This window comes from Ruegeria sp. A4 (assembly GCF_056543025.1).
In genome coordinates this window covers 63,988-88,030 of record NZ_JBQGAW010000011.1, presented here as the reverse complement: position 1 = coordinate 88,030, position 24,043 = coordinate 63,988, and the positions used below count along the sequence as shown (strand labels likewise).

Genomic DNA, 24,043 nt, shown 5'->3' with positions numbered 1-24,043 from the left:
GCGAGGTCGAATTCCGCCAGATCGCCGACTGGATCATCGAAGTGGTCGACGGCCTGGCCGCCAATGGCGAAGACGGCAACGGCGCCGTCGAAGCCAAGGTCAAGGCCGAAGTCGCAGACCTCTGTGCACGCTTCCCGATCTATCCGAACCTGTAACTGGTCCATCCTCCAACACGGAACGGCGCCATGAGGCGCCGTTTTTATGCGTCAGATCCCTGAAAACGTTCTGGATCTCGCCCAGCGCATATCCGGTGTTTTGGGCAAGGTCTCGGGCCCAAAGGACGCCAAGGCCATTCTGGTCAATACGCGCTTTTTCCGCCCCGACCAGCTTTTCGCGCAGCTGTTCACACCGAATCCGTGCCTTCGATGTTACCGCACACAGGGGTTTGCGCCATGTTCAGACCTCGGCGCGCAGTCCAGAATCCAAGCTCAGATCAAGCCGCGCCACCACAGAAAAACCAACAGAAGTGTCGTCAGTGCCAGCATGTTGAAGGCCAGCCCCCCCAGCAGGCCAAGGAACCAACCCCATCTGCGATCCGCAAGATTGATGGACCCCAGATGTTCCTGCACCACGTCGGACGCCTTGATCAGCTTGGGGTTGTCCAGAACCAGCCTCAGTTTGGGATGAGAGGCCATCGCCTCGGCCCGGGCCAGAATCAAGGCCTGCTTGTAGACGCGCCGCGGCAGTCGGCGCTTGGCCTTGCGGATTGATGCCTCGAGCGTCTTGTCGCGCACCCCGAGCTTTGCGCGCAGCAACACAACCGTTTCGGCGATCCGGGTCTGAATGTCTGGGTCCTGCGGCATTGGTGGCCTCCTGCGGAGGCAATCTAGCGGCAGCGTCTATGACCTACAATGGGGCTGGTCGTTTCCGGCGGTGACTTGTATCACGCGGTACATGCTGAACACCATCATACATGGCGAACCGACCGCCCGACCGCCCCTTGTCATTGCCCACGGCCTGTATGGATCGGCCCGAAACTGGGGCGTGATTGCCAGACGGCTATCAGACCAGCGGCAGGTTGTGGCCGTCGATATGCGTAACCACGCCTACAGCGCATGGGACGCTTGTCACGACTATCCCCATCTGGCGCAGGATATCGCCGAGGTCATCGAACGGACCGGCGGGACGGCAGACGTACTTGGGCATTCAATGGGCGGCAAGGCCGCGATGACACTTGCGCTGCAACACGGCGCGCTGGTGAACAAACTGGTGGTCGCAGATATTGCGCCGGTGAAATACACGCACAGCCAAATTCAATTTATCGAGGCCATGCGTGCCGTGGATTTCTCGCGCATTGCACGCCGCTCGGATGCCGAGCAGCAATTGGCCGAGCAAGGCGTTAAGAAAGCATTGCAGAGCTTCTTCACCCAATCGCTGGACATCAAGGGAAAGCGTTGGCTGCTGAACCTGGATGTGTTGGCGGACCAGATGCCAAATATCATGGGCTTTCCCGAGTTGGACGCCCAATGGCAAGGCCCCGCACTGTTCCTGTCGGGGGGCGAGTCAGATTACGTCTTGCCGGAACATCGGGCCAAAATCCGCGCACTGTTTCCCAGCGCGCGATTTGCCAAGATCCCCGGCGCCGGGCACTGGCTGCACGCCGAAAAACCGCGCGAGTTCGAAGCTGCCGTCAGGACCTTCCTGAACGCCTGATCAAGCGCCTTGATACAGCCGCCTGGCCACCATCCAGGATGCCGGAGCTGCGATTACGGCCCCCGCGGCCGCGGCGCCCACAATTGCGCTGACGGACACCATTCCGGCCGACAGCACGGCGATTACGGCCGAACCAGACAGAGCAGTTGCAATCAGTGAATACAGCATAGCGGCAAGGCGAAACATGGCCGGGCTTTCCTTTTTATGGCTTCCGGTCAAATATTTCACGATTCGAATGTGTTGTACTTTGATTTGTGTCAGTTTCAGACGGTTCCGAAGCTAGGATTTGGCGATTTCACCGCCCCCATTCACCCAGTCCGTCAATCCACCAAGATTGTACACCCTCTGGTATCCCATATCCTTCAGGAGTTTTCCGGCCAAAGCCGCGCGCCCGCCTGATGCGCAGTACAACACGATGGGGCGATCCTTGCGCAGTTCAGGGTCATGTGATTGCAATGCATCATCTGCCCGAAACTCCAGCATGCCGCGGGGTATATGATGCGCTCCGACGGCGCGGCCCGTCTGTTCCAGCTCATTTGCATCGCGAATGTCCAACAGCAGCGCCCCCTGTTCGGTCATCGCCTTTGCCTTGGCCGTATCGATACGCTCGACCACCGCGTTGGCCGCCTCCATCATCTCTTTCACCGTCACCGGCATGTGAGTTCTCCTTTACGTCACCGCGCAGAGGTTAACATGCGAATTTTGGAAGGTGTAGACATGGAAGGAAACGCGCGTGTTACTGCTCGCGAAACGCGCGCGACATGCTGTCTGATACCGGTTTGGCGATATAGGCCGCAAAGGTGCGCTCCTCGGTCTGGATCATGATTTCTGCGGGCATCCCCGGTGTCGGAACAAAGCCGCGCACGCGCTGCAACTCATCCGGGGTCAGTGAGACTCGTGCCAGATAGACTTCCTGCGGAACACCGGTCGAATCCTCAAGCAGCGCGTCGGCCGAGATATAGAACACCTCGCCATACAAAACAGGCGTCGTGCGTTGGTTCAACGCGATCAGGCGGACTGTGGCGGTCTGCCCCGTGACGACACTGTCAATCTCGGTACGCGGAATCTGTGCCTCGATGATCAGGGGCGCATCTGCGGGCAGGATTTCAGCTATCGGTTCCCCGGTCTCAATCACACCGCCCGGCGTGTGATAATGCAATCGCACCACCGTTCCGGTTACCGGCGCGCGCACCACGGCCCGGTCAAGAACACTGCGCGCCTGTCGGGATTTTTCACGCACGCTTTCCAGATCAGCTTCGATCACGCCCAGTTCATCCAGTGCGGCCTCACGATAGGCGGACCGCGTACGCGCGATCTGTTCGTCATATTTCAGCAGCATCTGGTTGATTTCAGCGGCTTCCGCCTGCAACCGGGCCTGCTGACCTTCGGCTTCGGCCTGCACACGACGGATCGTGTTCAACTCCCCTTTGCGGACAAGGCCCTTTTCGAACAGTTGGCTTTTGGCCTCAAATTCCTCCTGCAATATCTCGGCGCGCCGGGCCATGCTGTCCAGTTGCGCCTCAAATCCGCTGGATCGGATTTTCAGCGCTTCCATATTGCGCTCCAGCAAAGCCAAGTCATTCAGCAGCGTCTTGCGCGACACATCAAAGCTGAGCTTTTGACCATCCAGAATGGCCATTATTTCAGGATCTTCGGATGCTTCGACAAGCGCCTGCGAAAACACGAGGCGGTCGCGTTCCCCGTACTCGGCCAGCAACCGCTCGGTCATGGCCTGAAGGCGCAACTTGCGAATATGCAATTCACGCTCATTGGCCTGGGCCGAGGTCTGGTCCAGGGTCATCAACACCTGACCTGCCTGAACCGCCTGACCTTCCACAACCTTGATGTCTTCGATGATGCCGCCTTCAAGATGTTGGACAATCTTGTTGCGGCCCGTGGCCACAAAGCTGCCTTGCGCGATGACCGCTGCGGCCAGTGGGGCACTGAAGGACCAGACCCCGAAACCACCGAAGCAAACGACAAGCAAGACCACCCCGATCACTATCAACCTGTTGATCGAGCGCGGAACCTCGGCATACCAGACTTCTGGTTCATTGGCTGAGTTGTTCACAGGTACGAGGTCATTCATGGTCAGCCCCCCTGCTGGCCTTCAATTCCAGTCTGCTTGCGCGGCCCGTTGATCTGCTGAAGAACCTGATCACGCTGACCGAACAGGGCCACACGCCCGTCCGTCAGCAGCATGATCTTGTCGACAACATTCAACAACGTCGGCTTCTGCGTAATGACGACCACGGTGATCTTGCTTTGCCGCGCCTGTTCGATCGCACATGCCAGCGCCTTGTCGCCCGCGACGTCGAGATTTGAATTCGGTTCATCCAGCACAACCATTCTGGGGTTGCCGAAGAACGCCCGTGCCAGTGCGATACGCTGCTTCTGACCACCGGACAAAGGCGAACCATCAGCGGCCACCACGGTTTCATATCCCTGCGGCAATGTTGCAATCATGTTATGAACATCGGCCAGAACGGCGGCATCGTGGATCTGTTCGTCAGTGGCATCCGCCCGCATCCGGCCGATATTGTCCTTGATCGTGCCCGGGAACAGCTGAACATCCTGCGGCAGGTAGCCGATGCTTTCGCCAAACTGGCGCGGGTCCCAGTTTCGGATGTCCATCAGGTCAAGCCTGACGCTGCCCGATGTGGGCAGAATGGATCCCACCAGAGTCTTCCCAAGCGTGGTTTTCCCGGCACCGGAATTGCCGATGATGGCCAAAGTTTCACCTGGAACCAGCGAGAACGTGATGCCGTTCAGAACCACGCGTTTGGTTCCGCCCGGTACATAAAGCAGACGTTCGACATCCAGACGACCTTCGGGCCGTGGTAAGCGCAGTTTTTCGTATTGTAGGGCCGAGGTCGACAGCAGCGCCTTGATCCGGCCGTAGGCTCCGCGCGTCAGCAGATAGCTGTTCCATCCTTCAATCGAACCTTCAATCGGCGCAAAGGCACGCCCGGCAATGATCGAGGCCGCAATCACCATACCGCCTGTGATCTCTCCTTGCAGCGCCAGAAACGCGCCCCAACCCAGAATTCCGATCTGCGTCAAAAGGCGAACGGCGCGCGAGATTGCAGCGAAGATCACGTTGCGGTCCTGCGCCCGCACCTGCCAAGTCAGGGATTGGGCAGTATCCCGCCCCCAGATCCGCACGGCCTCGGGGATCATTGCCAGAGCATTAATAATCTGACTGTTGCGAGACATCGAATCCAGATGCAGGTTCGCCATGGACTGTGCCTTGTTGGCCTCGGCAAACGGCTTGGCAGTCGTTTTCTGGTTGATCAGTGCAATCGTCATAAGAATCAACGCAGTAACCACCACGATCATGCCCAGTTGCGGATGCACGAGGAAAATCATCAGAATGAACAGCGGTGCAAACGGCACGTCCAGAAATGAAAGCAGCGTGCCCGAGACCAGAAAACCACGAAGCTGTTGCAGATCGCCCAATGTCTGATACTCGCGCCCGTTTCCGTGCAGCGACGCATGGGCCGCCGCGCTCAGAACCGGTGCGCCCAGCCGGGCCGCCACTTCGACCCCGGTCCGCATGAGCATGAACCGCCGCACCGCATCAAAGGCAGACTGGAAGATCACCGCCCCTGCAACGATGGCCGTCAGCATGATCAGCGTGTCCAGCGACCGGCTGGTCAGAACCCGGTCACTGATCTGGAACAGATAGATCGGGATCGCCAGGATCAGAATGTTCGTGGCGCAGGTCAGGACCAGAACAAACGCAAGATTGCGCCGGATCGCCCGCATCGAAACGCGCAACGTGCGCTGGAAATCTTCGGGCGGGGTGCGTTTGTGGAAGGTTTGGGGTGGCCCGTTCCCATCACCGCCGCCAGAATTCGTTTGCAACAGTGGCTGGTTTGCCTTGGCCTCGATCGTGGTGCCTATGCCGTTCTCACCGGATGCGCGTGCAGAGGGGGTCTTGCGCGCAGTCGAGTCCCCGGCGGATGCCGGATCCGGGCCGTCGGCATCGGCCACCCCATTGCCGCCACCCGCCGGGTCTTCATCTTGCGCGGATTGCGGCTGCGCACGCTGATGGGGAGGATCAGCGCGCCGTTGTTCGCGTGAGTGTTTTTGGTCTTCGGATTGCTGTGGCGCTTCGGTTTCAACCGTCGAATCTGGATCTGACTCAGACACGCGCATCTCCTGCGTCAGGTGCAAACGGGCTTTGACCCGTTGTCTCGCTGGATCTGCCCCACCGTCTGCGCGCTGGCGCTTCGGGCCCAAACCGCCCTGCCTGTCCAGTGGACTGGATAAGAGTGGACGGCGCGACGAAAAAACAATCGACATATACAAACCTTCTGGTCACTCGATAAAAACTTGGGGGGTCAGGCCAGCATGGATTGCAGGCCGTCATCTGGTGTCGTTGTGTCAGTGGATTGTGCGTCCAGTGCCAGGGCCGCATCCGGTTGCGGCACAGACATGTCCGCCATGATTGCGGCGATCGCCTCGTTGGTCATATCTGTGATTTCCTGGTTGTCCGGTACGTCAATCAGGCTGGCCTGATGAAGCAGCAGGTCAGAATAAGATCCGTCAGCGGCCATGACCGTCGAATCCACACCCATTTTGGTCAGATTGACGGAGTTCAAAAGGGCGTTGCTGCCTGCGACGACATCGGTATCGGCGGCACTGGGACCGGACAGGTCAATTTGATCCTGATCCAGCATCATGGTGACCTGTTCAACGATGTTCACCTGCAACAAGTCTCCGTCGATCTTGAGCACACGCAACTGCTCCATCCCTGCGAACAAGGGATCGTTGAGCAGCGCATTCTCCAACGCATCCATATCCGTTTGATCAAGCGCCATGGCGTCGGACAGGTTCTGCTGCAAATCCTGATGTGTATCGGCGCCTACCGTTTTGACCGACGCGTCATTCATGATCACGTTTTCATCATCTCCGGCCATTGCACCGGGCATACCGCCGCTGATGATATCGTCATCCATCAGGGCGTTGGTCTGGTACAACATGTCCACGGAGATCATATTCCCGTCGATCATGATAAGGTCGTAAAAACTGCCCAGCTGCACGATGTCGGTAACATTGAACACTTCGTTGTCGCCCAGCGCGTACAAGGTCGATGCGGCCGAAATCTCGGTCTGTATGTTGTCGATATCCGTGGCGTCGATAACTTGCTTGACGAAGTTGGCCACAACCAGATCACCGTGGACCCAATCCACAACGATGAAGTCAGGCTGTCCGGTTGTTCCGGCGCCATTGTCCAGCCAGGGGGCATCTCGGCCTTCGACTTCGATCTTCGAGGACTGAATCACATTGGTGCCGCTGCCCGTTCCCGGTGCCCCCACATCCCAATCTGACACAAGCGCAACCTGGCTGATGGCGGTCAGGCTGATCGCCTGCCCTCCGACGGCGATATAGGGGGCATCAACCCAACCTACAGATGCCGAGACAGCATTGATCGCAAGGTTCCCTCCGGTCACGACCAGGTGTCCGTCGTCAAAGTCAGGATCTTTCGACTGATCCCACTCGGCCGGAAGCATGGCCTCTGCCTCATCCTCTCCGGCTTCATCCGGCTGATGGAACGCAGGCAGGATGTCCGTCCATACAGGCGCTTCGTCAACGTACTTGCCGTTTACGATCACCCCCAACGCATCGTCGCCATGAAACTGATGTACCGTGACCCCGTCGATATTCGCGTTTGCCGGGGCCAACATCTGTTCGGCCAGCGCCTCGAGCATTTCGGTCGACTTGTAATCCGCGAGCGAAAGCGAAGGGGCTGCAATGGCATGAAGCGACAGCGCCATGTCCAGCATCTCTTCGCCCTGGGCGATCAGCGCCTCGGTATCGCGAAAGTCACCTTCCCCCACCGTGTCGTTGTCGCGCATGACCACCTTTTGCACGGTGAACGTCATTGCCGATCCCAATGGCACCGTATCCGGTCGCAGAATAATCAGTTCCGGTGCAGAAGACGGGCCGGACACGCTGTCTGGGACAAATCGCGTGGATTCCGCGCTGTCACCGTTAAGGATGATGACCGACTCATGCACCGGCCCGACAGGAGCTTTTGGCAACGGAAGTTCCGGTTGAGAGGGAAGAAAATTGAATGGTAGGGCTTTGTATTCGCCCGCTGGGATATCCAGATCAGCTTTGAGGTTGATCGAGGTAGGCTCGTCAAGCCCGTCTATTTCGGCTTTGCGCCTCAGGGCGCTGAATTCCTCGTACTGATCCCTCAGGCGGGCTTGTTCGATCGTAAGCTCAAAAGTTCCAACAAAATGCGCTATCGTTTCCGTAATACCGTCAAGTGCCATGTCGGTTATCCTTTTTGCCCGCGGCGGCTCGTAATTTCCGCTTTGGGTTCAGTTGGGCCGGGGCCGCGTTTTGCGGCCCCGGCATTTTCGAAAGGTAGCAAGGCCCGAAAATGCGAGCCCCGCCTTTTGACTTAAACGTCCGTGTCGTCGCTGGCGTGGGACATGTTCATCGAACCACCCACCATGGTCGTATCGACCGTGTTGCCCAGGACGTTGGCGCCCATAATGATCGACTGGTTGAACGCAGACGTATCAACAACAGCTGCCGCCGATGCATAGGACTCGCCGGTCACGATGCCATCGCCACCATTGTTCGCGCCCCAGGCACCACCATTGCCGCCGGCACCACCGTCACCTGAATAGGCGCCGCCACCGTTACCACCGGTGATCATGCCACCCATGGTGTCGCCTGACGTTGCAGTGCCCATCGAAGCTCCGCTGGTTCCGCCGTTCGCGGCGGATGCGCCACCGGCACCACCGTTGCCCGAGTCAGCCGCACCAGCTGCGTCGCCGGAGCCAGTCGATGTGGCATCATTGTCGGAACTGCCTTCGCCGCCGTATCCGGCAATTGCTTCGGCCAAGCTGTCAGCCGCACCGTTTGTGTCGGCGTCTCCGAAGATGTCGGCAGCTCCGCCGTTGCCTGCGGTATTGGCCGCGTCGGCAGACCCGGCTCCGTTGCCGGTAGACGAAGAGGTCGGCGTTGTGCTACCGCCCGCGCCGCCGTCACCGTCGGCAGCCGATGTTCCGGTACCGGCCGCATCCGCCGCGCCATCCGCTGCGTTCGACCCGCCGTCACCACCGCTTCCGTCGGTGTCCTGCGAGTTGCTGGCCGCGCCGTTCACGTCGCCCGGGCTCTGGTCGATATCCGGCCCGCTTGCCGACTGATCGCCAACACCCTGAGCATCGGAATCCGCGTCAGCGGTCCCGCCGGAGCCGTCGCCGCCCGAGCCGTCGCCACCTGAACCGTCGCCGGCCGTGCCGTCGCCACCGGTGCCGTCACCGCCGGTTCCGTCGCCGCCTTCGCCTGCTTCGGCGTCAATCATGCCCAGCTCTTCCTGCAGAGCCATGATTGCAGCTTCGACCATCGCGCCGAATCCACCTTCGCCGTCGCCGCCGGTGCCGTCGCCACCGGTGCCGTCACCACCAGTGCCGTCACCGCCGGATCCGTCACCACCAGTTCCGGTTCCGCCAGAGCCGTCAGCCGAGCTGTCCGCGCCGCTGTCAGCAGAGCCGTCCGCAGTGTTGTCACCCGCAGTGGCGTCATTCGCATCGGTGTTGCTGTCGCTGGTGTTCGAAGCCGAACCATCTGCCGCAGCATTACCATCGCCACCGTCCGCGCCGGACGCGTCCGCAGCGTTGTCCGCCGTTCCGGTCCCGGTTCCTGTCGAGTCGGAATCGCTGTCGCCGCCGTTTGCGTTACCGGCTGCGTTCGAACCGGACAGACCCAAGCCCAGACCAAGACCAAACGAATCCGCGCTGCCGCCGGCTCCGCCGGTTCCGCTGCCATCGGCACTTGTGCTGCCATCATTGTCGGAAGAGGCTGAGCCATCTGCGGCACCGCCATCTCCACCGGCGCTGTCACCGTCGGATCCTGCGCCCGCCATACCAACACCATTGCTGGCATTGCTTGCGTCACCGGTCGATCCGCCCCGACCAGCGCTGGAATCGGCATCCGCACTGCCGGTATCGCCACCGTCAGCCCACGCGTGGCTGCCCAAGGTTGATGAATCGGCCGCTCCACCATAACTGGTTCCACCGTCGCCCGATTTTCCACCGCCGGCATCCGAGCTGATACCTTCAGCTGCAGTTGCCGTGCCACCATTGGCATCGCCGTTCTGGGTGAAGTCGGCGTTGTTGGATACGGTCGGTGAATCAAGCGTGTCGTCGTCGCTCAGGCTGGCGACCTGGCTGTTCACGGATGACATTGCCGTTCCGGCGCCGTCCATCGAGATATCCAGATTCATGTCATCGCCTGGATCATAGGTCAGATCGCGACCAGCAGTGATCACGTCACCCACTGTCGCCGAATCGCCGAGGTCCAGATCAACCTGATCATCGTCGCGCGGAATCCACTCACCGCCGCCGAAATCGATATTGATTGAGTTGCTGTTGGAGTTGTCGTTGGTGTTGTCGCCGGCATTAAGCGTCTGGTCTTGATCCTGACCCTGGTCCTGATCCTGACCTTGGTCCTGATCCTGACCCTGGTCTTGATCCTGGCCTTGGTCCTGACCCTGATCCTGACCCTGTTCGTTGGCGTTCTCTACATTCTGGTCCTGCTGCTGTTGCTGCGCAGTCACATCAGCTTCGACAAGAGCCTCATCAACCTGAATTTCAACATCCACCGGAGCATCCAGGTTTTCGACAACGATTTCGTCAACGGTCGTTACGTTTGTATTATTAACATTGCGTCTCATAACAAATTCCCATTTCTGGAACGCCTGACCGCCATTCATCTACAAAGCGGCAACGGGCGTGATTGAAACTAAATAATCCGCACAGCGTTCAAGCACGCTGAATGCGGTTCACGGTAGTTTTTCTGAGGCCACCTCCTTTCCCGGCTAAGCCGAATACGCGGCCGTTCACAATCGATGCTGAAATGCGCAAGGAACGGGCGCGGCAGGGACAGACGCTTTCACAATTAAAGCCCGACCATGTTCGCAGCGACGCACGCTTGCGACTAGCTAACTGAAAGTTCTGATGAGGATAAGCTATTGTTTTTTATTTTTATTTTGAGAATATTGCGGAACTTACGCCGGGCTGGAACAAAAAGTTCTAAATTAAGAAAGCAATAAAAAATAATGCAATTGTTTCCACTGGTTACACAATGCCACACCGAAAAACCTAAACAATAGTTCTATATCAAAGGCACTTGAACTATACCGTCTGGTTGTAGAAAATCACGTTTTCAGCTATAGTAAACCTCACGTAATTCTTTGATTAGTTAACTACTTTTACACCGGTAATTCCATTTCGATAAAGCCATTTCCGGTTAACCCCGTTTTGTGAGGGAATATAATGAGTGAGTCTTTGAACAATGAATCTGGCAATCAAAGTTTTTATTCAGAAGATTTTTCAATTGTCTTCCTCGGGAAAGAACTATTCTATTCAAATCAAACCCTAAGAAGCGTTCAAACCGAATTTGGTGTCCGCGCTTTTCGCTTCGAAACACTCGAGGCGATGCGTACAAGTGTTCCGGACAGCGGCAAGATCGTCGTCGTGGATCAGATGTTGATCGAAGACCTGTTGGCGCGCCCAGGCGCATACACCAAAAGTGCAGGTTCCGGCTGTCTTGCCTTCGCCTACCGCAAAGAGGAATCGGCCCGGCACCTGTTCGAAGGCTGGAACCGCGCGCAGTTTGGCGATGTCGGCTTTCTGCCGATGAACGTGGCACCGGACGCGTGGCGCGCCATCCTCAGACTGCTGATGCACGAGGAACTTTATCTTCCCAGCTTTCTGGCTGACTGTGTTTCACCCCCCTGTCAGCGCGCGCCCGAGAGACCACGGCAACGGGAAGCCATTACATCCAACGGCGCGGATCGGCACGCACAGTACTCTAAGCTGACACGCCGCGAAAAACAGGTTCTGAAACTGGTCTCAGAAGGCAAAAGCAACAAATTGATTGCGGCCAAGCTGGGCATCACGGAACACACGGTCAAGCTGCACATGCATAACGTTGTCGGAAAGATCGGTGTCAGCAACCGGACGGCGGCTGCTCATTTCTATTTCGAGGTTGCGCCTCATGAGGCGCAGCAGACCGCCCTTGACTGATCGCTTTGAAGCCCGGTTCGACCGCCTGATCCTTTTGGTCGGCAGGCTGAACTACATGTGGACAAACACCGAGAGCCTGCTGATCCATCTGATCGCCGGCCTGACTGGAACGTCCAAGGACGTGGCCGTAATCATCTTTCTGACTTTGAACACTACCCGCGCGCGAATAGATCTGGTCGAAAGACTTGCAAAAATGGAAGGGCGCCCTGCCCGGGTTCGCGATCCGATCCTTGAACATACGCAAAGGCTGGCCAAGCTTTCTGGCATCCGCAACAAGTACAACCATTGCATCTATTCTTTCGACCCTGAAAGCGGAAACCCGAAAACGATCCTTATGCGGATCGCTGACCGCAAAACCGACATAAAACTCGGCCGCGAAGATACCGTGGACGACAACGCGCTGCTCCAGATCGAAGCAGTCGTTGATCAGCTGTCAGCCGCGAACAGGGACATTTGGAAACTGATCCGACAATTGGGGTTTCCGGTTTAAGCATAGTCGCACAGCAGAGTTTTATGGGGGCTTCGCAGCACCCGCGCGTTCTGCCACGCACAAATAAGTCACGGCATTTTCTTATTCTTTTTGGTGCGGGCGGTGAGCACCATGTGGCTAGTACACTATGCTATATTTAATCTCTAACACATTAATACTATTATTAAATTAATCCGGCACCTGCAGCACACTGCAACAGAATTTGGGAAAGCACCGCGCCGCAAGCGTGGGGCAGTTAAAGCAAGAGACGTAAACCGACTATCAGCAGCGCAGGTAATAAATGCCGCGCCTTGTATCGTTGTTCAATGCGGTGGCGGGTTCTTTCTCAAGAAGTCGCAGAACGGCAGTCGCTGGTTCTATCGGTTCTAAGACAACCGCAAGCGCCAGCATGGGGGATTGGATATTTCCCTGACATGTCCCTGTTTGATGCGCGCACAGAACGAAAAAATGGTCCTCTAATTCGGAACGCGACGACGATCCGATTGCGGAACTTGAACTCCGGCGTCTTGATGCAGAAAACAACCCGAACGACCCGACATTTGAGGACATGGCGCTCATCGCGTTTGATCGGTTCAAGAAACGGCTGCGCGGCGACGGTGCGCGCGGTCGCTGGTTCGGGGACTTGATTCGATAAGATAGACGGCGACTTGTGAACGGTCCCGAAAGAACCCCTAAAAAGCTAATAGAAAAAGTACAGTATTTCCTTAACCCGCCGTGGACTGAGGCCGTGAACCTGGTTGAGATATCCTGCGAATTGCGGGCAAAGCGGCCGATACGTCAGTTTGTTGGGATGTGTGATAACAGTCCAATCCAGACATGAGTTCAGAGTTCTGTGGTTGCGGAGGAGTTTTCCAAAGCCGCCGCTCACACGTGGCACTGCATGTATATGGTCGGCAAGTTTGCCACGCAAAATCAGCCGACACACGAGTAAGCGTTAACAAGAAAACGCATCTAAGGGTAACGCCCTGGAATCAAGGCCGGCTTACGACAAAGTCAGGGACTATCTCTGCCTTTATGATCGCTGCTTCAACATCATGCCCTGCGAAGAAACCGTATCCCGAGATGAGGGCGGAAGCTATGCCTGCTTCTCGTGCGCCCAGTATGTCGGTGTGCAGGCTGTCGCCCACCATCAGAACCCGGGACTTGTCGATGTGCCCGAGACATTGGAAAGCAAGATCAAAAATATTGGCGAAAGGCTTTCCAAAGAACTGAGGGGCGACGCCTGTCCGATCTGCCAGCCGGTGCGCGTAAAGACCGGGTTCCTTGGAAAAACCGTACTCGCGCGGAGCGACAATGTCAGGGTTGCCGACCAATACTGGGCGGGGACGCTCTTGCAAAGTGGCCTCCAACATGGCTTGTCGCGCTTCAGTCCAAACCGCTGACCCGATCAACAAGAACCCGTCGACGGTTTCGTAGGGCTTCGGGTCATCCTCCAGATAGGACAGTTTCAGCCCCTCCAGATCGCGAAGGCCGGCACTGGGGGCCGCCATCAATCCCCAATGCAAATCACTTTGGCCGTTCAGTTCAGACAACAACGTGGCCCGGCTGGTGATCACGTCTTGTGGTGCAAAATCGTAACCAAGCCTGTTGTACTTCTCCATAAGAGTTGCGTGGGGAAACCCGGCGGCATTCGACACGACCAGAACACGTTTGCCGGCGGCTGTCAGCGACCTGACCCGATCTGGCGTATCCGGGATTGCCGTATCACCAATATTGAGAACCCCGAAAGCATCGAGGAGGAACACGTCAAACTCATGAGCTATGTCCTCCAGCGTATCCGCCTGGCGATAGCTCAATTCGGTAGATCTGGTTTGCGGCAGGCGATGTCGTACAGCCTCGTAGGCGTCAAAAGCATCTTGCACAGAAAAACCGGTCAAATGATGGCCCCTCGTACTTTCGCCGAAACCCATTCGCTAACCATAACCGCGACGAGAATGACAATCAGGATCAGGCTGACTTGTGGCCAAGCCAGAACGTTGAGCGAAGCCGACAATTGCAACCCAATGCCACCAGCACCAACCAGCCCGAGCACCGTGGATTCGCGGATGTTGATATCCCATCGAAAAACGGCAATGCCTGCAAACGCGGGCAGGATTTGCGGTACGATCCCATAGGCCATGACCTGCCAGCGGGAAGCACCGGTTGCCGTGATTGCTTCGACCTGCGTGTGGTCAATCTCCTCAATCGCTTCGTAAAGAAGCTTTGCGCAAAACCCGATTGAACGAATGGCGATTGCTATGACACCGGCGAACACTCCGGGACCAATAATCGCGATCAGAAGAAGCGCCCAGATCAACGAGTTGATAGAGCGGGTCGAGACAATGACCAACAGGGCAATAGGCCGTATGAACAAAGCCGATGGCGTGGTGTTGCGGGCCGCCAAAAAGGCGACGGGCACTGCCATGCACAGGGCGATGATCGTTCCCAGGGTGGCGATATTCAGCGTGTCCCAAATCGGGCGGCCCAGTTGGGTGATGTACTCCCATTTGGGGGGCGTTGCCCGGGTCCAGATATCATTGGCGATGCGGGGCGCGTCCCAGACGAAAAACCAAGTGGTCGATTCCGAGATCAGCTGCCAGCAGTAAACAAAGATCGCCACGCCCAACAGCCAGCCAAACCAACGAACCAAGCTCTGACCTGTTGTCCGGCGACGCCAGATTTGCGCATCGTCGCGTTCAAGTATCGGCATTACTGAACCCTCGCTCGAATAATTCCCGAAAGGTATTCCAGAGCCATCACGATGCCGATGATCAGAATGAGAATGGCCGCCGCGGTGTCGTATTCATAGCGGTCGAATGCGGTGTTCAAAGTCGCACCAATTCCACCAGCCCCGACAAGCCCGAGGATCGCGCTTTCCCGGAAGTTGATGTCGATCCGATACATGGAAAGGCCCACAAGTCGCGGCATCACTTGCGGCTGGACACCATAGTTGATCCATTGCGGCCAACGCGCTCCTGAGGCCTTGATCGCCTCGGCCTGAACCTTGTCCATGGCTTCGATGTCTTCGGCCAGAAGTTTGGAGAGAAACCCTATGGTGGCGAAGGAAAGCGTCAGAAATCCGGCGAGCGGGCCAAAGCCGAAGATCGCCACAAGCAATATGGCAACGATGATCTCTTGCAGTGCCCGGCTTATCGCAACAATGCCTCGGCAAATCATGTAGATTGGCAATGGCGCGATATTGCGTGCAGCTCCCAGCCCGATCGGGATCGATATCAGGATGCCCACGACCGACGCGGCCACGGTCATCACGATACTTTCCAGAAGGCCGCTCCAAATATCTGACCACCGTGAAATGAAGTCTGGGCTGGTGAATGCAAGAACAAACGCCCAACCGCGATTCAGCCCTTCATAGACACGGCCCCAATCGACTTCGATGGTCATAAAAGCTGCGATCAGGTAGGCGAAAAATCCAAGGAGCAATGCCCAGCGGAGCACTGGGTTCTTGACAAAGGCAGGCTTACGCCAGCCTTTCCCCAACATGTCGTCCAGTTCTCGATGGCTCATTCTGCGGCCTCGACATCTTCATCTTCGTCCACTTTTTCGATGGTTGCCTCCCAGTCCTCTTCCCCATAGATTTCGGTCAGCTTCTCAGGGGTAAGGCCGGTGGGAAGCCCATCATACACGATTTCGCCAAATCGGAGTCCCACAACGCGGGGAACAAACATCTGAGCGAGCGCCACATCATGGATATTGATGATGGCTGCCAATCCGCGTTCCTGACATAACTCGGTGATTAGCCGCATGATTTGACGGCTGGTTTTGGGGTCCAGCGACGCGGTTGGCTCATCAACCAGCAACAGTTTCGGGTTTTGAATCAAGGCGCGGCAGATGCCCACCCTTTGGCGTTGACCCCCCGACAGTTCATCCGCCCGCTTATCAGCCATGTGCAACAGCCCCACCCGATCAAGCAGGCGGAAGGCTTCGTCCACATCAGACTGCGGATACCGTCGCAGGAAACTGCGCCAGAATCCCACGTATCCCAGCCTGCCGGACAATACGTTTTCCATCACCGTGAGGCGTTCAACCAAAGCATATTCCTGAAAGATCATACCCATTTCGCGGCGTGCTTTCCGCAACGCTCCCGAGCCGAGTTTGGTCACGTCAACGTCATCCAGAAGGACACCGCCGCTTGTCGGTTCAACCAAGCGGTTGATGCAACGGATCATGGTCGATTTGCCCGCGCCCGAAGGCCCAATCAATGCCAGAACCTGTCCTTTTGGGACCTCAAGATCGATGGCTTTCAAGGCCTGATCTCCGGTCTTGTATGTTTTCGTCAGCTTTTGAAGACGCAGCATGAAATGCCCCGGATTAGGGTGAACAGCGGGCCCTTTCAGGCCCGCCGGATGAGCCAAAAAATTACTGGCAGGCGTAAGAGACGCCATTTGCCGCGTCAATTTTACGAATGACGTCCCAGAATTCCTGATAAGTCATCTCGAGGAATTGGCCTTCGTTCGATTTCGAGAACTCCGCCTCCAGCGTCGTGCCTTCCCATTCGAAATTGAAAAACGCATTGCGGATTTTTTCCTGCAACTCGGGCGTCAGGTTGTAGACGGTCCCAAACCCTGTGGTCGGGAAGGTCTGCGACTTGTAGATCGTAACGACATCATCTTCCTTGATCACATCGCGCGAGATCATCCGGGATTTTACCGAGTTCGCGATCGATGCCGCTAGATAATCCTTGTTGGCGACACCCAGGATCGAGTTGTCGTGCTTGCCCGAGTAGACAGGTTCGAAATCGCGTTCGGGCAGAAGATCAAAATCGCTTTTCAGGATCGCCGAGGGCGCTTTGAAACCCGAGTTGGATGTAGGCGATGTGAAAGCCAGTTGCTTCCCTTTGATGTCTTCGACCTTTTCGATGCCCGAACCCGGATAGGTGATGATTTCCATCTCGTAACCAAAATTTCCGTCCTTCGAAGCCATGATCGTGAAGGGGCGGAACCCGGCGCAGTTTACCGCAAGTGGGTTGGAACCGGTGTTGAAGCCTGCAATGTGCAAACGCCCCGAACGCATCGCCTCGATCTGGGCCGCGTTGTTCTGGACTGGAAAAAAGACGACGTCCTTGCCAGTTTCTGCTTTCAAATGGTCAAGAAAATCTGACCACGCGGTTTTGTATACGGCGGGATCTTCAACCGGCGTATAGGCAAAAATCAAAGTGTCAGGATCTATCTGCTCGGAGGGATCTGTGGGGATATCCGCGATCAAATCCCCGTCGGCATCACAAAAACGCTCGTCCAAGTCACCGCGTGGACAATCCTGCGCCGACGCCGTTCCACTTATCGACATGAGCGCGATTGCAGATGCCCCAAGCAATAGTTTGATATCGATCTTCATGTTTTCCTCCCAGTCAAGTGCGGTGCTTTTTATCCGCCGTTAATCAGTCATTTCATATCTACCCGGCGACGAGAACGTCGACCCGGGCGCTTTCAATGGCGTTATGCAATTCTCCTGTTGGTTTTTTGTCGGTGATTATTGAATGCAGGTCGTCAAGGCCCCCCACTTGAGACAGGCCTTTCCGGCCGAATTTCCCGGAATCAACAAGAAGGTGACTTTTATCGGCGCGCGACAGCATTGCCCTCTTTATTGCCGCAAAGCCGCGCACTGTTTCTGAAGGGCCATCGGTCGAAAACCCCGAGGAACCAATCATGCACCTGTCGACGTTGAAACGGGACAGAAACTCCAGCGTCTCGGTTCCGATCGTTGCAGACTCAGTTGCCAAGTATTCCCCCGGGCATAACAGCACTTGTGCAGCCCCATGGCCAAGGGTCATGGCTACGGGAATGGAATTGGTGATTACGGTGCAAGATGTGCCAATATAAGCCAGTGCACGTGCCATTTCGATTGTGGTCGAGCCGGAATCGATCATGACCGTTTCACCGCTCTGGATCAGTTCTGCCGCTGTGGCACCTATGCGTTCGCGCTCCTCAACCTGTGCGTTTGTTCGTTCATCCAGACCCGGATAGTGCCCTTGCGCGGCGGCCGATGCCCCCCCGTGTGCCCGCGCTATCAAGCCATCATTCGACAGAGCATCGAAATCTCTGCGAACCGTCTCGGTGGAGACGTTGAAACGCTGCGCCAGTTCGTTGATGCGAACGTGCGGGCGCAGCTTCAGCTCCAGCAATATCTGCTGGCGCCGGTCGGATTTCTTTACCCGGCTGTGGTTCTTTTCAGACATTTTGCCGCGCGTTTTAGTTTTGGACATCCGACGACCCGACTAGGTTTCGAAACCCACTTTTGTGGGCTTTCGGTCATATTGCAATATTTTTTGTTGCATAACCCTCGGAAGGTTGTGAGAATTCTAGCGAACACAAGTATTTCGAAGCGCAAAGCAAAGATGCACAGGCTGATAAAATTCAGAATACGAGCCAAGGCAAAGCGTTGACCGGCCAACTTGCCAACAAAACAGCTTCCTTTTGGTTCTTGATCGTGTGGCATTGAGAGGCGGCATGAGCGACAGCGAAACGGCAGATCAGATTGCGGCGCTTCCGATGCGCTGGGACAAGACTGGCAAGTTGCGCGTTCTTATGGTCACTTCGCGGGACACCGGCCGGTGGGTTATCCCGAAGGGCTGGCTAATGGACGGCAAAAAACCATGGCAAGCTGCTGAAATCGAAGCGCAAGAAGAAGCTGGCGCCGTCGGCACCATATCGAAACGGCCAATCGGTCATTTTTTCTATGATAAACGATACGAGGGGCAAAGCAGCGTTCGCTGCCGCGTCACCCTTTATCCGATGGTCGTCGAAAAGCTGAAGCGACGCTGGAAGGAAAAAGGTGAACGTACGCGTCACTGGTTTTCACCGGCAAAGGCCGCAAAGTTGGTTCAAGAAAGCGACCTGTCAGATTTACTGAACAATCTGACAGACAATCCAGAAGTCAAAATTGTCATAAAGAAACTTCGACAGGCTGCATGAGGAAGGGCATGAAAGAACCGGGAAACCCGGACGCATCAAGCTCAAAGGGAGGAAGAAAATGAGGAAATTGATATCCACCACGGTTGGATCGGTGATCGCCCTGGCTGCGTCACTGTCGGCGGCACAGGCCGACAAGCTGACACTTTATTGCTCGGCGCAAGAAGACTGGTGCCAACTGATGGCGCGCAGCTTTGAAGATGCAACGGGCATCGACGTCAACATGACCCGGAAGTCGTCAGGGGAGACCTTTGCACAAATACGCGCCGAAAGCTCGAACCCGAAAGGAGACGTTTGGTGGGGCGGTACGGGTGATCCGCATTTGCAGGCCGCCGAAGAGGGCCTGACGATGGAATACATTTCGCCGATGCGCGACCAGCTTCATGATTGGGCGATATCCCAGGCAGAAAGCGCCGGCAACAGAACGATCGGCATCTATTCGGGCGCACTCGGCTACGGCTACAATTCCGATCTTATCGCTGCAAACAACCTGCCCGAACCGGCCTGTTGGAAAGACCTGCTGAAGCCCGAATACAAGGGCCACGTTCAGATGGCGAATCCGAACTCATCAGGTACGGCGTATACCACGCTGGCGTCGATGGTTCAGATCTTTGGCGAGGATGAAGGCTTTGAGTTCATGAAGGGCCTGCATTCGAACATCAACCAATACACCAAGTCCGGGTCCGCGCCGATCAAGGCCGCCGGTCGAGGTGAGAACACCATTGGTATCGTCTTCATGCATGACGCCGTGAAGCAGGCCGTTTCAGGATTCCCGATTATGGTCGTCGCGCCATGCGAGGGCACGGGATACGAAATCGGCTCGATGTCGATTATTGAAGGGGCACGCAACGAAGAAGAGGCGAAAAAGTTCTATGACTGGGCGCTGTCTCCAGAAGCTCAGAATCTTGCTCTTCAGGTCAACGCGTTTCAGGTACCGTCGAACAAGAACGCAAAAACTTCGGAGAGCGCGCCAGACATGAGTCAGATCAAGCTGATTGATTATGACTTCAAAAAGTATGGGTCCTCGGACGAACGGAAGCGTCTGTTGCAGAAATGGGACGAAGAGGTTTCGACTCTGCCGCAGTAAATGACTGACCAGACTTCAAAAACGACCCATCCGGTCCTGATCTTCTGGATCACGGCCGGGTGGGTCGGATTCTGCCTGTTACCTTGGTACATGGTCGACGGTGGCCTTTGGTCGTTCGAGTGGCTTTTGGACGGCTATCCATTCGATGAGGGTTACGCCCCCGCTGCGTTTCTGATTGGGCAGGGTGAAAAACTTTGGCTCGCGCCGCTTGTGATCGCGCTGGCCCTGCCGCTTCTGGTGTTGAAGCGCACCAAATCTGATCCAGTTTACGCCCGCATATTGATCTTGTCAGGGGCGCTTGGCTTTGGCTGGCTGATCGCTCAGGGGTTCAGCATTGGCATCAGAGGTTTCAACTTTCATTGGTTGGAGGCGATGTTTGGCGAACTTGGCGACCGTCAGTTCGGCATGGGCTATGGCGCGATGATATGCGCCTCGAGCTTTCTGTTCCTGCTTACTCAGGGGATCGCGGCAAGGGGTGCCATTAACGGTGACGTCTTTGTCGTAAGCGCCATCGGGGGCGTTATTACAATTGTCACCGCGTTTGTCTTTTTTCCCATCGCGAAGATGCTTTTCGCTGCCTTCATCACCGAAGACGGCGCGTATTCCATCGCGGTCTTCTTCTCGAAGTTTTTCGATGATCGACTGTGGGGTCTGGGGTGTTTTCAGGGCGCGCGTTGTGGCGCAGCCTGGAATTCACTGTTCCTTGCCATCCTCGTTGGCGTCATCACCACGGTTCTTGGTCTTTGCTTTGCACTTGTCGTGACGCGCTCAGGCTTTCGCTACAAGCGCGCGCTGCGGGCTCTGACCGTTCTGCCAATAATCACCCCGCCATTCGTGATCGGCCTGGCGCTGATCCTGCTTTTTGGCCTGTCCGGCTCTGTCACCCGGTTCGTTGCCGAACTGTTCGGCACGCAACCGACACGCTGGCTTTACGGAATGCCGGGCATCCTGATCGCGCAGACACTCGCGTTTACGCCAATTGCGTTTCTTGTTCTGATCGGTGTGGTTGAAGGTGTCTCTCCGTCGATGGAAGAAGCGGCGCAAACGCTCCGCGCCAGCAGATGGCAGACATTCAAGACAGTTTCTCTGCCTTTGATGCGGCCGGGTCTTGCGAATGCATTTCTTCTCGGCTTCATCGAAAGCATGGCCGATTTCGGAAATCCGCTTGTATTGGGCGGGAATTTCGACGTGCTTTCGACCGAGATATTCTTTGCCATCGTCGGCGCTCAGTACGATCAGGGCAGGGCTGCGGTTCTGGCCATGGTGCTTCTGTTCTTTACTCTTTCCGCCTTTTACGCGCAGCGTGTCTGGCTGGGGAAGAAAAGCTATACAACCGTCACCGGCAAAGGGGATGCCGGCGTTCATCCACTGATGCCCACTGGCCTTTCTGTTCCGGTACTGCTCATCGCCCTGGGTTGGGCGCTGTTCACAATTGTTGTCTACGCGATGATCATTTACGGCAGTGTTGTCGAGCTGTGGGGCGTCGATAACTCGCTGACGATCAAACACTATATCACTGCATTCTCGGTCCGCTTCGAAGAAGAGGGTATTCGCTGGACCGGGGCAGCTTGGGACAGTTTCTGGACCACCATAACCATCGCGGCCATTGCTGCGCCATTGACTGCCGCCGTTGGCCTGGTGACCGCCTATCTGCTGACAAGACAAAGTTTTGCAGGCAAGAACGCTTTCGAATTTGGAACAATGCTGTCCTTCGCCATCCCCGGGACAGTGATCGGCGTCAGCTACATCCTGGCCTTCAACGTTCCGCCGATTGAAATCACGGGTACGGGTGTCATTCTCGTTGTCAGCTTCATCTTCCGCAATATGCCGGTCGGCGTTCGTGCGGGGATCGCGAGCATGTCGCAGCTTGACCGCAGCCTTGATGAATCCTCGCTGACCCTTGGTGCAAACTCGTGGCAGACGTTCCGAAATATCATTCTGCCGCTGTTGCGCCCTGCGATACTTGCCGCGCTTGTATACAGCTTTGTGCGCGCCATGACGGCGATCTCGGCCGTCATCTTTCTGGTCAGCGCAGAATATGACATGGCGACCAGCTACATCATCGGTCGGGTCGAGAACAACGACTATGGCCTTGCGATCGCCTATTCGACGACGCTGATCTTCGTGATGCTCGCGGCGGTCGGCTTATTGCAACTTCTCGTCGGTCGGGTCCAGATTGGCCGACGCACGCAGCACGCAACGGAGACATCGCCATGACCGACACCAAAATCGGTTCCAAGGCCGCCCCGGTACGCTTTGAGAACGTGTCGAAAGTGTTCGGCAAGGATGTCGTTGCCGTCGACAACATCAACCTGAACGTCGAGGCGGGAAAGCTCGTCACACTGCTTGGCCCGTCAGGCTGTGGGAAAACAACGACTCTGCGCATGATTGCCGGGTTGGAAATGGCAAGCTCGGGCAAGATCCTGATCGGAGATCGGGACGTGACCAAGTTGCCTGCCACCGACCGCGACGTATCCATGGTGTTCCAGTCATACGCGCTTTTCCCTCACATGAGCGTGCTGGAAAACGTGATGTATGGCCTCACATTCTCGGGCTTTGCAAAGGATGAAGCCCGCAGCCGCGCTCTGAATGGATTGGAACTGGTTGGCCTTCAGGGGTTCGACAGCCGTCTTCCCTCTGAACTGTCAGGGGGTCAACAACAGCGTGTTGCAGTCGCCCGCGCGCTGGTTCTTGAGCCGCAGGTTCTGCTGTTCGACGAGCCGCTGTCCAACCTCGATGCCAAGCTTCGCCGTCAGGTGCGAGAGGATATTCGAGCAATCCAGAAAGATCTTGGTTTGACAGTTGTCTACGTTACCCACGATCAGGAGGAGGCACTGGCGGTCTCGGATGAGATTGTTGTCATGCGCAATGCAGCAATCGCCCAAATGGGCACCCCACGCCAGCTTTACGACGCCCCGAACGACCGATTTGTCGCTGATTTCATAGGCGAGGCAAACCTTTTGGAGTGCCAAATCGTCGAAATCAATGGCGACGCGGCAACGATAGAAATAGAAGGCTACCGCCACACACTACCACGTCGCGGATTGTCCGAAGGACCTGCAACCATCGCCGTGCGACCCTCACGTCTGGTCATCGGTTCAGACCAAGGCATCCCAGCCACGGTGGCCAAGGCGACCTATGTTGGCGTTCGGATGGAATATACGCTGACCGGTGAATTCGGTCAGGTTTTTGTCGTACACGATGACGTCGATGCGCCGCTTGATCCCGGCACCGAAATCAAAATGGGCTTTGCTGACAAAGGCCCCGTTCTTTTGCCGGATTAAATGCCGAAACTCATTATCATCTCGCACCCCGAGGTCTCTGTCGACCCGGCCGTCCCGATAACTGAGTGGGGCTTGAATGCTGTGGGCCGCAAACGCGCTAATGAATTTGCATCCAGTGAAGTCTTGTCCAACGTGACGCAGATCTGGACCAGTGGCGAGCGGAAGGCCCGCGAAACAGCTGAGATTCTTGCTGCACCACGAGCGCTACCCGTGAATTGCAACTTGGGCCTTGGTGAGAACGACCGCAGCGCAACCGGTTACTTGCCTCGGGACGATTTCGAGGCCGCAGCCGATGCTTTCTTTGCTCAGCCGGATAGGAGCTATCGTGGTTGGGAAACAGCTGTCGAGGCGCAGAGACGCATTCATCGCGCAGTAACAGAGATAATCCAGACGCATCATGCCGGGGATCTTGCAATCGCGACCCACGGGGCAGTAGGCACATTGCTTTGGTGCGCACTTTCGGATTGTTTGATAGACCGCAAGTATGACCAGCCCTCACAAGGCCATTTCTGGCAGGCTGATCTAGCGACACTCAAACCTGATTCAGGTTGGGTCTCTTTTACTTAGAC

General features: G+C 56.5%; 21 protein-coding genes and 1 pseudogene. 9 read left to right on the top strand and 13 right to left on the bottom strand.

Going from position 1 to position 24,043, the window contains the following annotated elements; translation table 11 throughout:
- Positions 1-155: pseudogene (glyA, locus tag ACR0E2_RS19450) on the top strand (serine hydroxymethyltransferase); the annotation flags it as partial.
- 273 nt (positions 156-428) lie between these two features.
- Here the strand turns inward: glyA and ACR0E2_RS19445 are convergent.
- On the bottom strand, positions 429-803 hold the full coding sequence (locus ACR0E2_RS19445; protein WP_152457403.1) for a hypothetical protein: 375 nt from the start codon (positions 801-803) through the stop codon (positions 429-431).
- A 91-nt stretch (positions 804-894) separates the two neighbouring features.
- Between ACR0E2_RS19445 and ACR0E2_RS19440 the strand changes: the two genes are divergently transcribed.
- Positions 895-1,653 carry an alpha/beta fold hydrolase gene (locus ACR0E2_RS19440; protein WP_480447587.1) on the top strand — a complete coding sequence of 253 codons (759 nt, stop codon included), beginning with the start codon at positions 895-897 and terminating at the stop codon, positions 1,651-1,653.
- Here the strand turns inward: ACR0E2_RS19440 and ACR0E2_RS19435 are convergent, their stop codons facing one another.
- From ACR0E2_RS19435 to ACR0E2_RS19410, 6 genes are all read right to left on the bottom strand, one after another.
- The gene (locus ACR0E2_RS19435) at positions 1,654-1,839 is read right to left on the bottom strand and encodes a hypothetical protein (RefSeq protein ID WP_152457401.1); all 186 of its coding nucleotides are present in this window, start codon (positions 1,837-1,839) and stop codon (positions 1,654-1,656) included. It abuts the gene before it with no gap.
- A gap of 93 nt (positions 1,840-1,932) precedes the next feature.
- Positions 1,933-2,310, bottom strand: coding sequence for a rhodanese-like domain-containing protein (locus tag ACR0E2_RS19430; protein WP_480447586.1), 378 nt, complete (start codon positions 2,308-2,310; stop codon positions 1,933-1,935).
- A gap of 79 nt (positions 2,311-2,389) precedes the next feature.
- On the bottom strand, positions 2,390-3,742 hold the full coding sequence (locus tag ACR0E2_RS19425; RefSeq protein WP_152457399.1) for an HlyD family type I secretion periplasmic adaptor subunit: 1,353 nt from the start codon (positions 3,740-3,742) through the stop codon (positions 2,390-2,392).
- Between the two features lie 2 nt (positions 3,743-3,744).
- On the bottom strand, positions 3,745-5,808 hold the full coding sequence (locus tag ACR0E2_RS19420; protein WP_480447585.1) for a type I secretion system permease/ATPase: 2,064 nt from the start codon (positions 5,806-5,808) through the stop codon (positions 3,745-3,747).
- Between the two features lie 191 nt (positions 5,809-5,999).
- A complete protein-coding gene (locus tag ACR0E2_RS19415; protein WP_480447584.1) occupies positions 6,000-7,940 on the bottom strand; it encodes a type I secretion protein in 1,941 nt (646 codons plus the stop codon).
- Positions 7,941-8,071: 131 nt separating this feature from the next.
- On the bottom strand, positions 8,072-10,354 hold the full coding sequence (locus ACR0E2_RS19410; RefSeq protein ID WP_171120791.1) for a hypothetical protein: 2,283 nt from the start codon (positions 10,352-10,354) through the stop codon (positions 8,072-8,074).
- A gap of 763 nt (positions 10,355-11,117) precedes the next feature.
- Between ACR0E2_RS19410 and ACR0E2_RS19405 the strand changes: the two genes are divergently transcribed.
- Both ACR0E2_RS19405 and ACR0E2_RS19400 read left to right on the top strand, forming a co-directional pair.
- Positions 11,118-11,708, top strand: coding sequence for a helix-turn-helix transcriptional regulator (locus tag ACR0E2_RS19405; RefSeq protein ID WP_480447583.1), 591 nt, complete (start codon positions 11,118-11,120; stop codon positions 11,706-11,708).
- Positions 11,701-12,198, top strand: a complete 498-nt coding sequence (locus ACR0E2_RS19400) for a hypothetical protein (protein WP_254443952.1) — start codon at positions 11,701-11,703, stop codon at positions 12,196-12,198. The genes ACR0E2_RS19405 and ACR0E2_RS19400 overlap by 8 nt, the downstream gene beginning before the upstream one ends.
- Before the next feature lie 971 nt (positions 12,199-13,169).
- Here ACR0E2_RS19400 and ACR0E2_RS19395 read toward each other — a convergent pair.
- The 6 genes from ACR0E2_RS19395 to ACR0E2_RS19370 all read right to left on the bottom strand — a co-directional run bounded on the left by ACR0E2_RS19395 (position 13,170) and on the right by ACR0E2_RS19370 (position 18,397).
- Positions 13,170-14,108, bottom strand: a complete 939-nt coding sequence (locus tag ACR0E2_RS19395; RefSeq protein WP_480447582.1) for an HAD-IIA family hydrolase — start codon at positions 14,106-14,108, stop codon at positions 13,170-13,172.
- Positions 14,072-14,887, bottom strand: a complete 816-nt coding sequence (gene phnE, locus ACR0E2_RS19390) for a phosphonate ABC transporter, permease protein PhnE (protein WP_171229692.1) — start codon at positions 14,885-14,887, stop codon at positions 14,072-14,074. Before phnE (ACR0E2_RS19390) ends, ACR0E2_RS19395 begins: the two co-directional genes overlap by 37 nt.
- Complete coding sequence (phnE, locus tag ACR0E2_RS19385) at positions 14,887-15,702, bottom strand: phosphonate ABC transporter, permease protein PhnE (protein ID WP_171229691.1); 816 nt, start codon at positions 15,700-15,702, stop codon at positions 14,887-14,889. The genes phnE (ACR0E2_RS19390) and phnE (ACR0E2_RS19385) overlap by 1 nt, the downstream gene beginning before the upstream one ends.
- A complete protein-coding gene (phnC, locus tag ACR0E2_RS19380; protein WP_480447581.1) occupies positions 15,699-16,493 on the bottom strand; it encodes a phosphonate ABC transporter ATP-binding protein in 795 nt (264 codons plus the stop codon). Before phnC ends, phnE (ACR0E2_RS19385) begins: the two co-directional genes overlap by 4 nt.
- Before the next feature lie 61 nt (positions 16,494-16,554).
- Positions 16,555-17,529, bottom strand: a complete 975-nt coding sequence (gene phnD, locus ACR0E2_RS19375; RefSeq protein ID WP_152457390.1) for a phosphate/phosphite/phosphonate ABC transporter substrate-binding protein — start codon at positions 17,527-17,529, stop codon at positions 16,555-16,557.
- A gap of 58 nt (positions 17,530-17,587) precedes the next feature.
- Positions 17,588-18,397, bottom strand: a complete 810-nt coding sequence (locus ACR0E2_RS19370; protein WP_480447580.1) for a DeoR/GlpR family DNA-binding transcription regulator — start codon at positions 18,395-18,397, stop codon at positions 17,588-17,590.
- A gap of 244 nt (positions 18,398-18,641) precedes the next feature.
- Here ACR0E2_RS19370 and ACR0E2_RS19365 point away from each other — a divergent pair, with 244 nt between their 5' ends.
- From ACR0E2_RS19365 to ACR0E2_RS19345, 5 genes are read left to right on the top strand one after another with little or no spacing between them, the layout of a single operon-like run.
- Positions 18,642-19,106, top strand: a complete 465-nt coding sequence (locus tag ACR0E2_RS19365) for an NUDIX hydrolase (RefSeq protein ID WP_171120775.1) — start codon at positions 18,642-18,644, stop codon at positions 19,104-19,106.
- Positions 19,107-19,164: 58 nt separating this feature from the next.
- On the top strand, positions 19,165-20,190 hold the full coding sequence (locus ACR0E2_RS19360) for an ABC transporter substrate-binding protein (RefSeq protein ID WP_480447579.1): 1,026 nt from the start codon (positions 19,165-19,167) through the stop codon (positions 20,188-20,190).
- Positions 20,191-22,407 carry an ABC transporter permease gene (locus tag ACR0E2_RS19355; RefSeq protein WP_480447578.1) on the top strand — a complete coding sequence of 739 codons (2,217 nt, stop codon included), beginning with the start codon at positions 20,191-20,193 and terminating at the stop codon, positions 22,405-22,407.
- Positions 22,404-23,474 (top strand): ABC transporter ATP-binding protein, encoded by a 1,071-nt coding sequence (locus ACR0E2_RS19350; RefSeq protein ID WP_480447577.1) that lies wholly within the window; start codon positions 22,404-22,406, stop codon positions 23,472-23,474. Before ACR0E2_RS19355 ends, ACR0E2_RS19350 begins: the two co-directional genes overlap by 4 nt.
- Positions 23,475-24,041 (top strand): histidine phosphatase family protein, encoded by a 567-nt coding sequence (locus ACR0E2_RS19345; protein WP_480447575.1) that lies wholly within the window; start codon positions 23,475-23,477, stop codon positions 24,039-24,041.
- Positions 24,042-24,043: the final 2 nt, after the last annotated feature.

Coding starts and splice junctions, on each gene's coding strand:
- ACR0E2_RS19445 (WP_152457403.1), bottom strand. CDS start 803: ATGCCGCAGGACCCAGACATTCAGACCCGGATCGCCGAAACGGTTGTG.
- ACR0E2_RS19440 (WP_480447587.1), top strand. CDS start 895: ATGCTGAACACCATCATACATGGCGAACCGACCGCCCGACCGCCCCTT.
- ACR0E2_RS19435 (WP_152457401.1), bottom strand. CDS start 1,839: ATGTTTCGCCTTGCCGCTATGCTGTATTCACTGATTGCAACTGCTCTG.
- ACR0E2_RS19430 (WP_480447586.1), bottom strand. CDS start 2,310: ATGCCGGTGACGGTGAAAGAGATGATGGAGGCGGCCAACGCGGTGGTC.
- ACR0E2_RS19425 (WP_152457399.1), bottom strand. CDS start 3,742: ATGAATGACCTCGTACCTGTGAACAACTCAGCCAATGAACCAGAAGTC.
- ACR0E2_RS19415 (WP_480447584.1), bottom strand. CDS start 7,940: ATGGCACTTGACGGTATTACGGAAACGATAGCGCATTTTGTTGGAACT.
- ACR0E2_RS19410 (WP_171120791.1), bottom strand. CDS start 10,354: ATGAGACGCAATGTTAATAATACAAACGTAACGACCGTTGACGAAATC.
- ACR0E2_RS19405 (WP_480447583.1), top strand. CDS start 11,118: ATGCGTACAAGTGTTCCGGACAGCGGCAAGATCGTCGTCGTGGATCAG.
- ACR0E2_RS19395 (WP_480447582.1), bottom strand. CDS start 14,108: ATGGGTTTCGGCGAAAGTACGAGGGGCCATCATTTGACCGGTTTTTCT.
- phnE (WP_171229692.1), bottom strand. CDS start 14,887: ATGCCGATACTTGAACGCGACGATGCGCAAATCTGGCGTCGCCGGACA.
- phnE (WP_171229691.1), bottom strand. CDS start 15,702: ATGAGCCATCGAGAACTGGACGACATGTTGGGGAAAGGCTGGCGTAAG.
- phnC (WP_480447581.1), bottom strand. CDS start 16,493: ATGCTGCGTCTTCAAAAGCTGACGAAAACATACAAGACCGGAGATCAG.
- phnD (WP_152457390.1), bottom strand. CDS start 17,529: ATGAAGATCGATATCAAACTATTGCTTGGGGCATCTGCAATCGCGCTC.
- ACR0E2_RS19370 (WP_480447580.1), bottom strand. CDS start 18,397: ATGTCCAAAACTAAAACGCGCGGCAAAATGTCTGAAAAGAACCACAGC.
- ACR0E2_RS19365 (WP_171120775.1), top strand. CDS start 18,642: ATGAGCGACAGCGAAACGGCAGATCAGATTGCGGCGCTTCCGATGCGC.
- ACR0E2_RS19360 (WP_480447579.1), top strand. CDS start 19,165: ATGAGGAAATTGATATCCACCACGGTTGGATCGGTGATCGCCCTGGCT.
- ACR0E2_RS19355 (WP_480447578.1), top strand. CDS start 20,191: ATGACTGACCAGACTTCAAAAACGACCCATCCGGTCCTGATCTTCTGG.
- ACR0E2_RS19350 (WP_480447577.1), top strand. CDS start 22,404: ATGACCGACACCAAAATCGGTTCCAAGGCCGCCCCGGTACGCTTTGAG.
- ACR0E2_RS19345 (WP_480447575.1), top strand. CDS start 23,475: ATGCCGAAACTCATTATCATCTCGCACCCCGAGGTCTCTGTCGACCCG.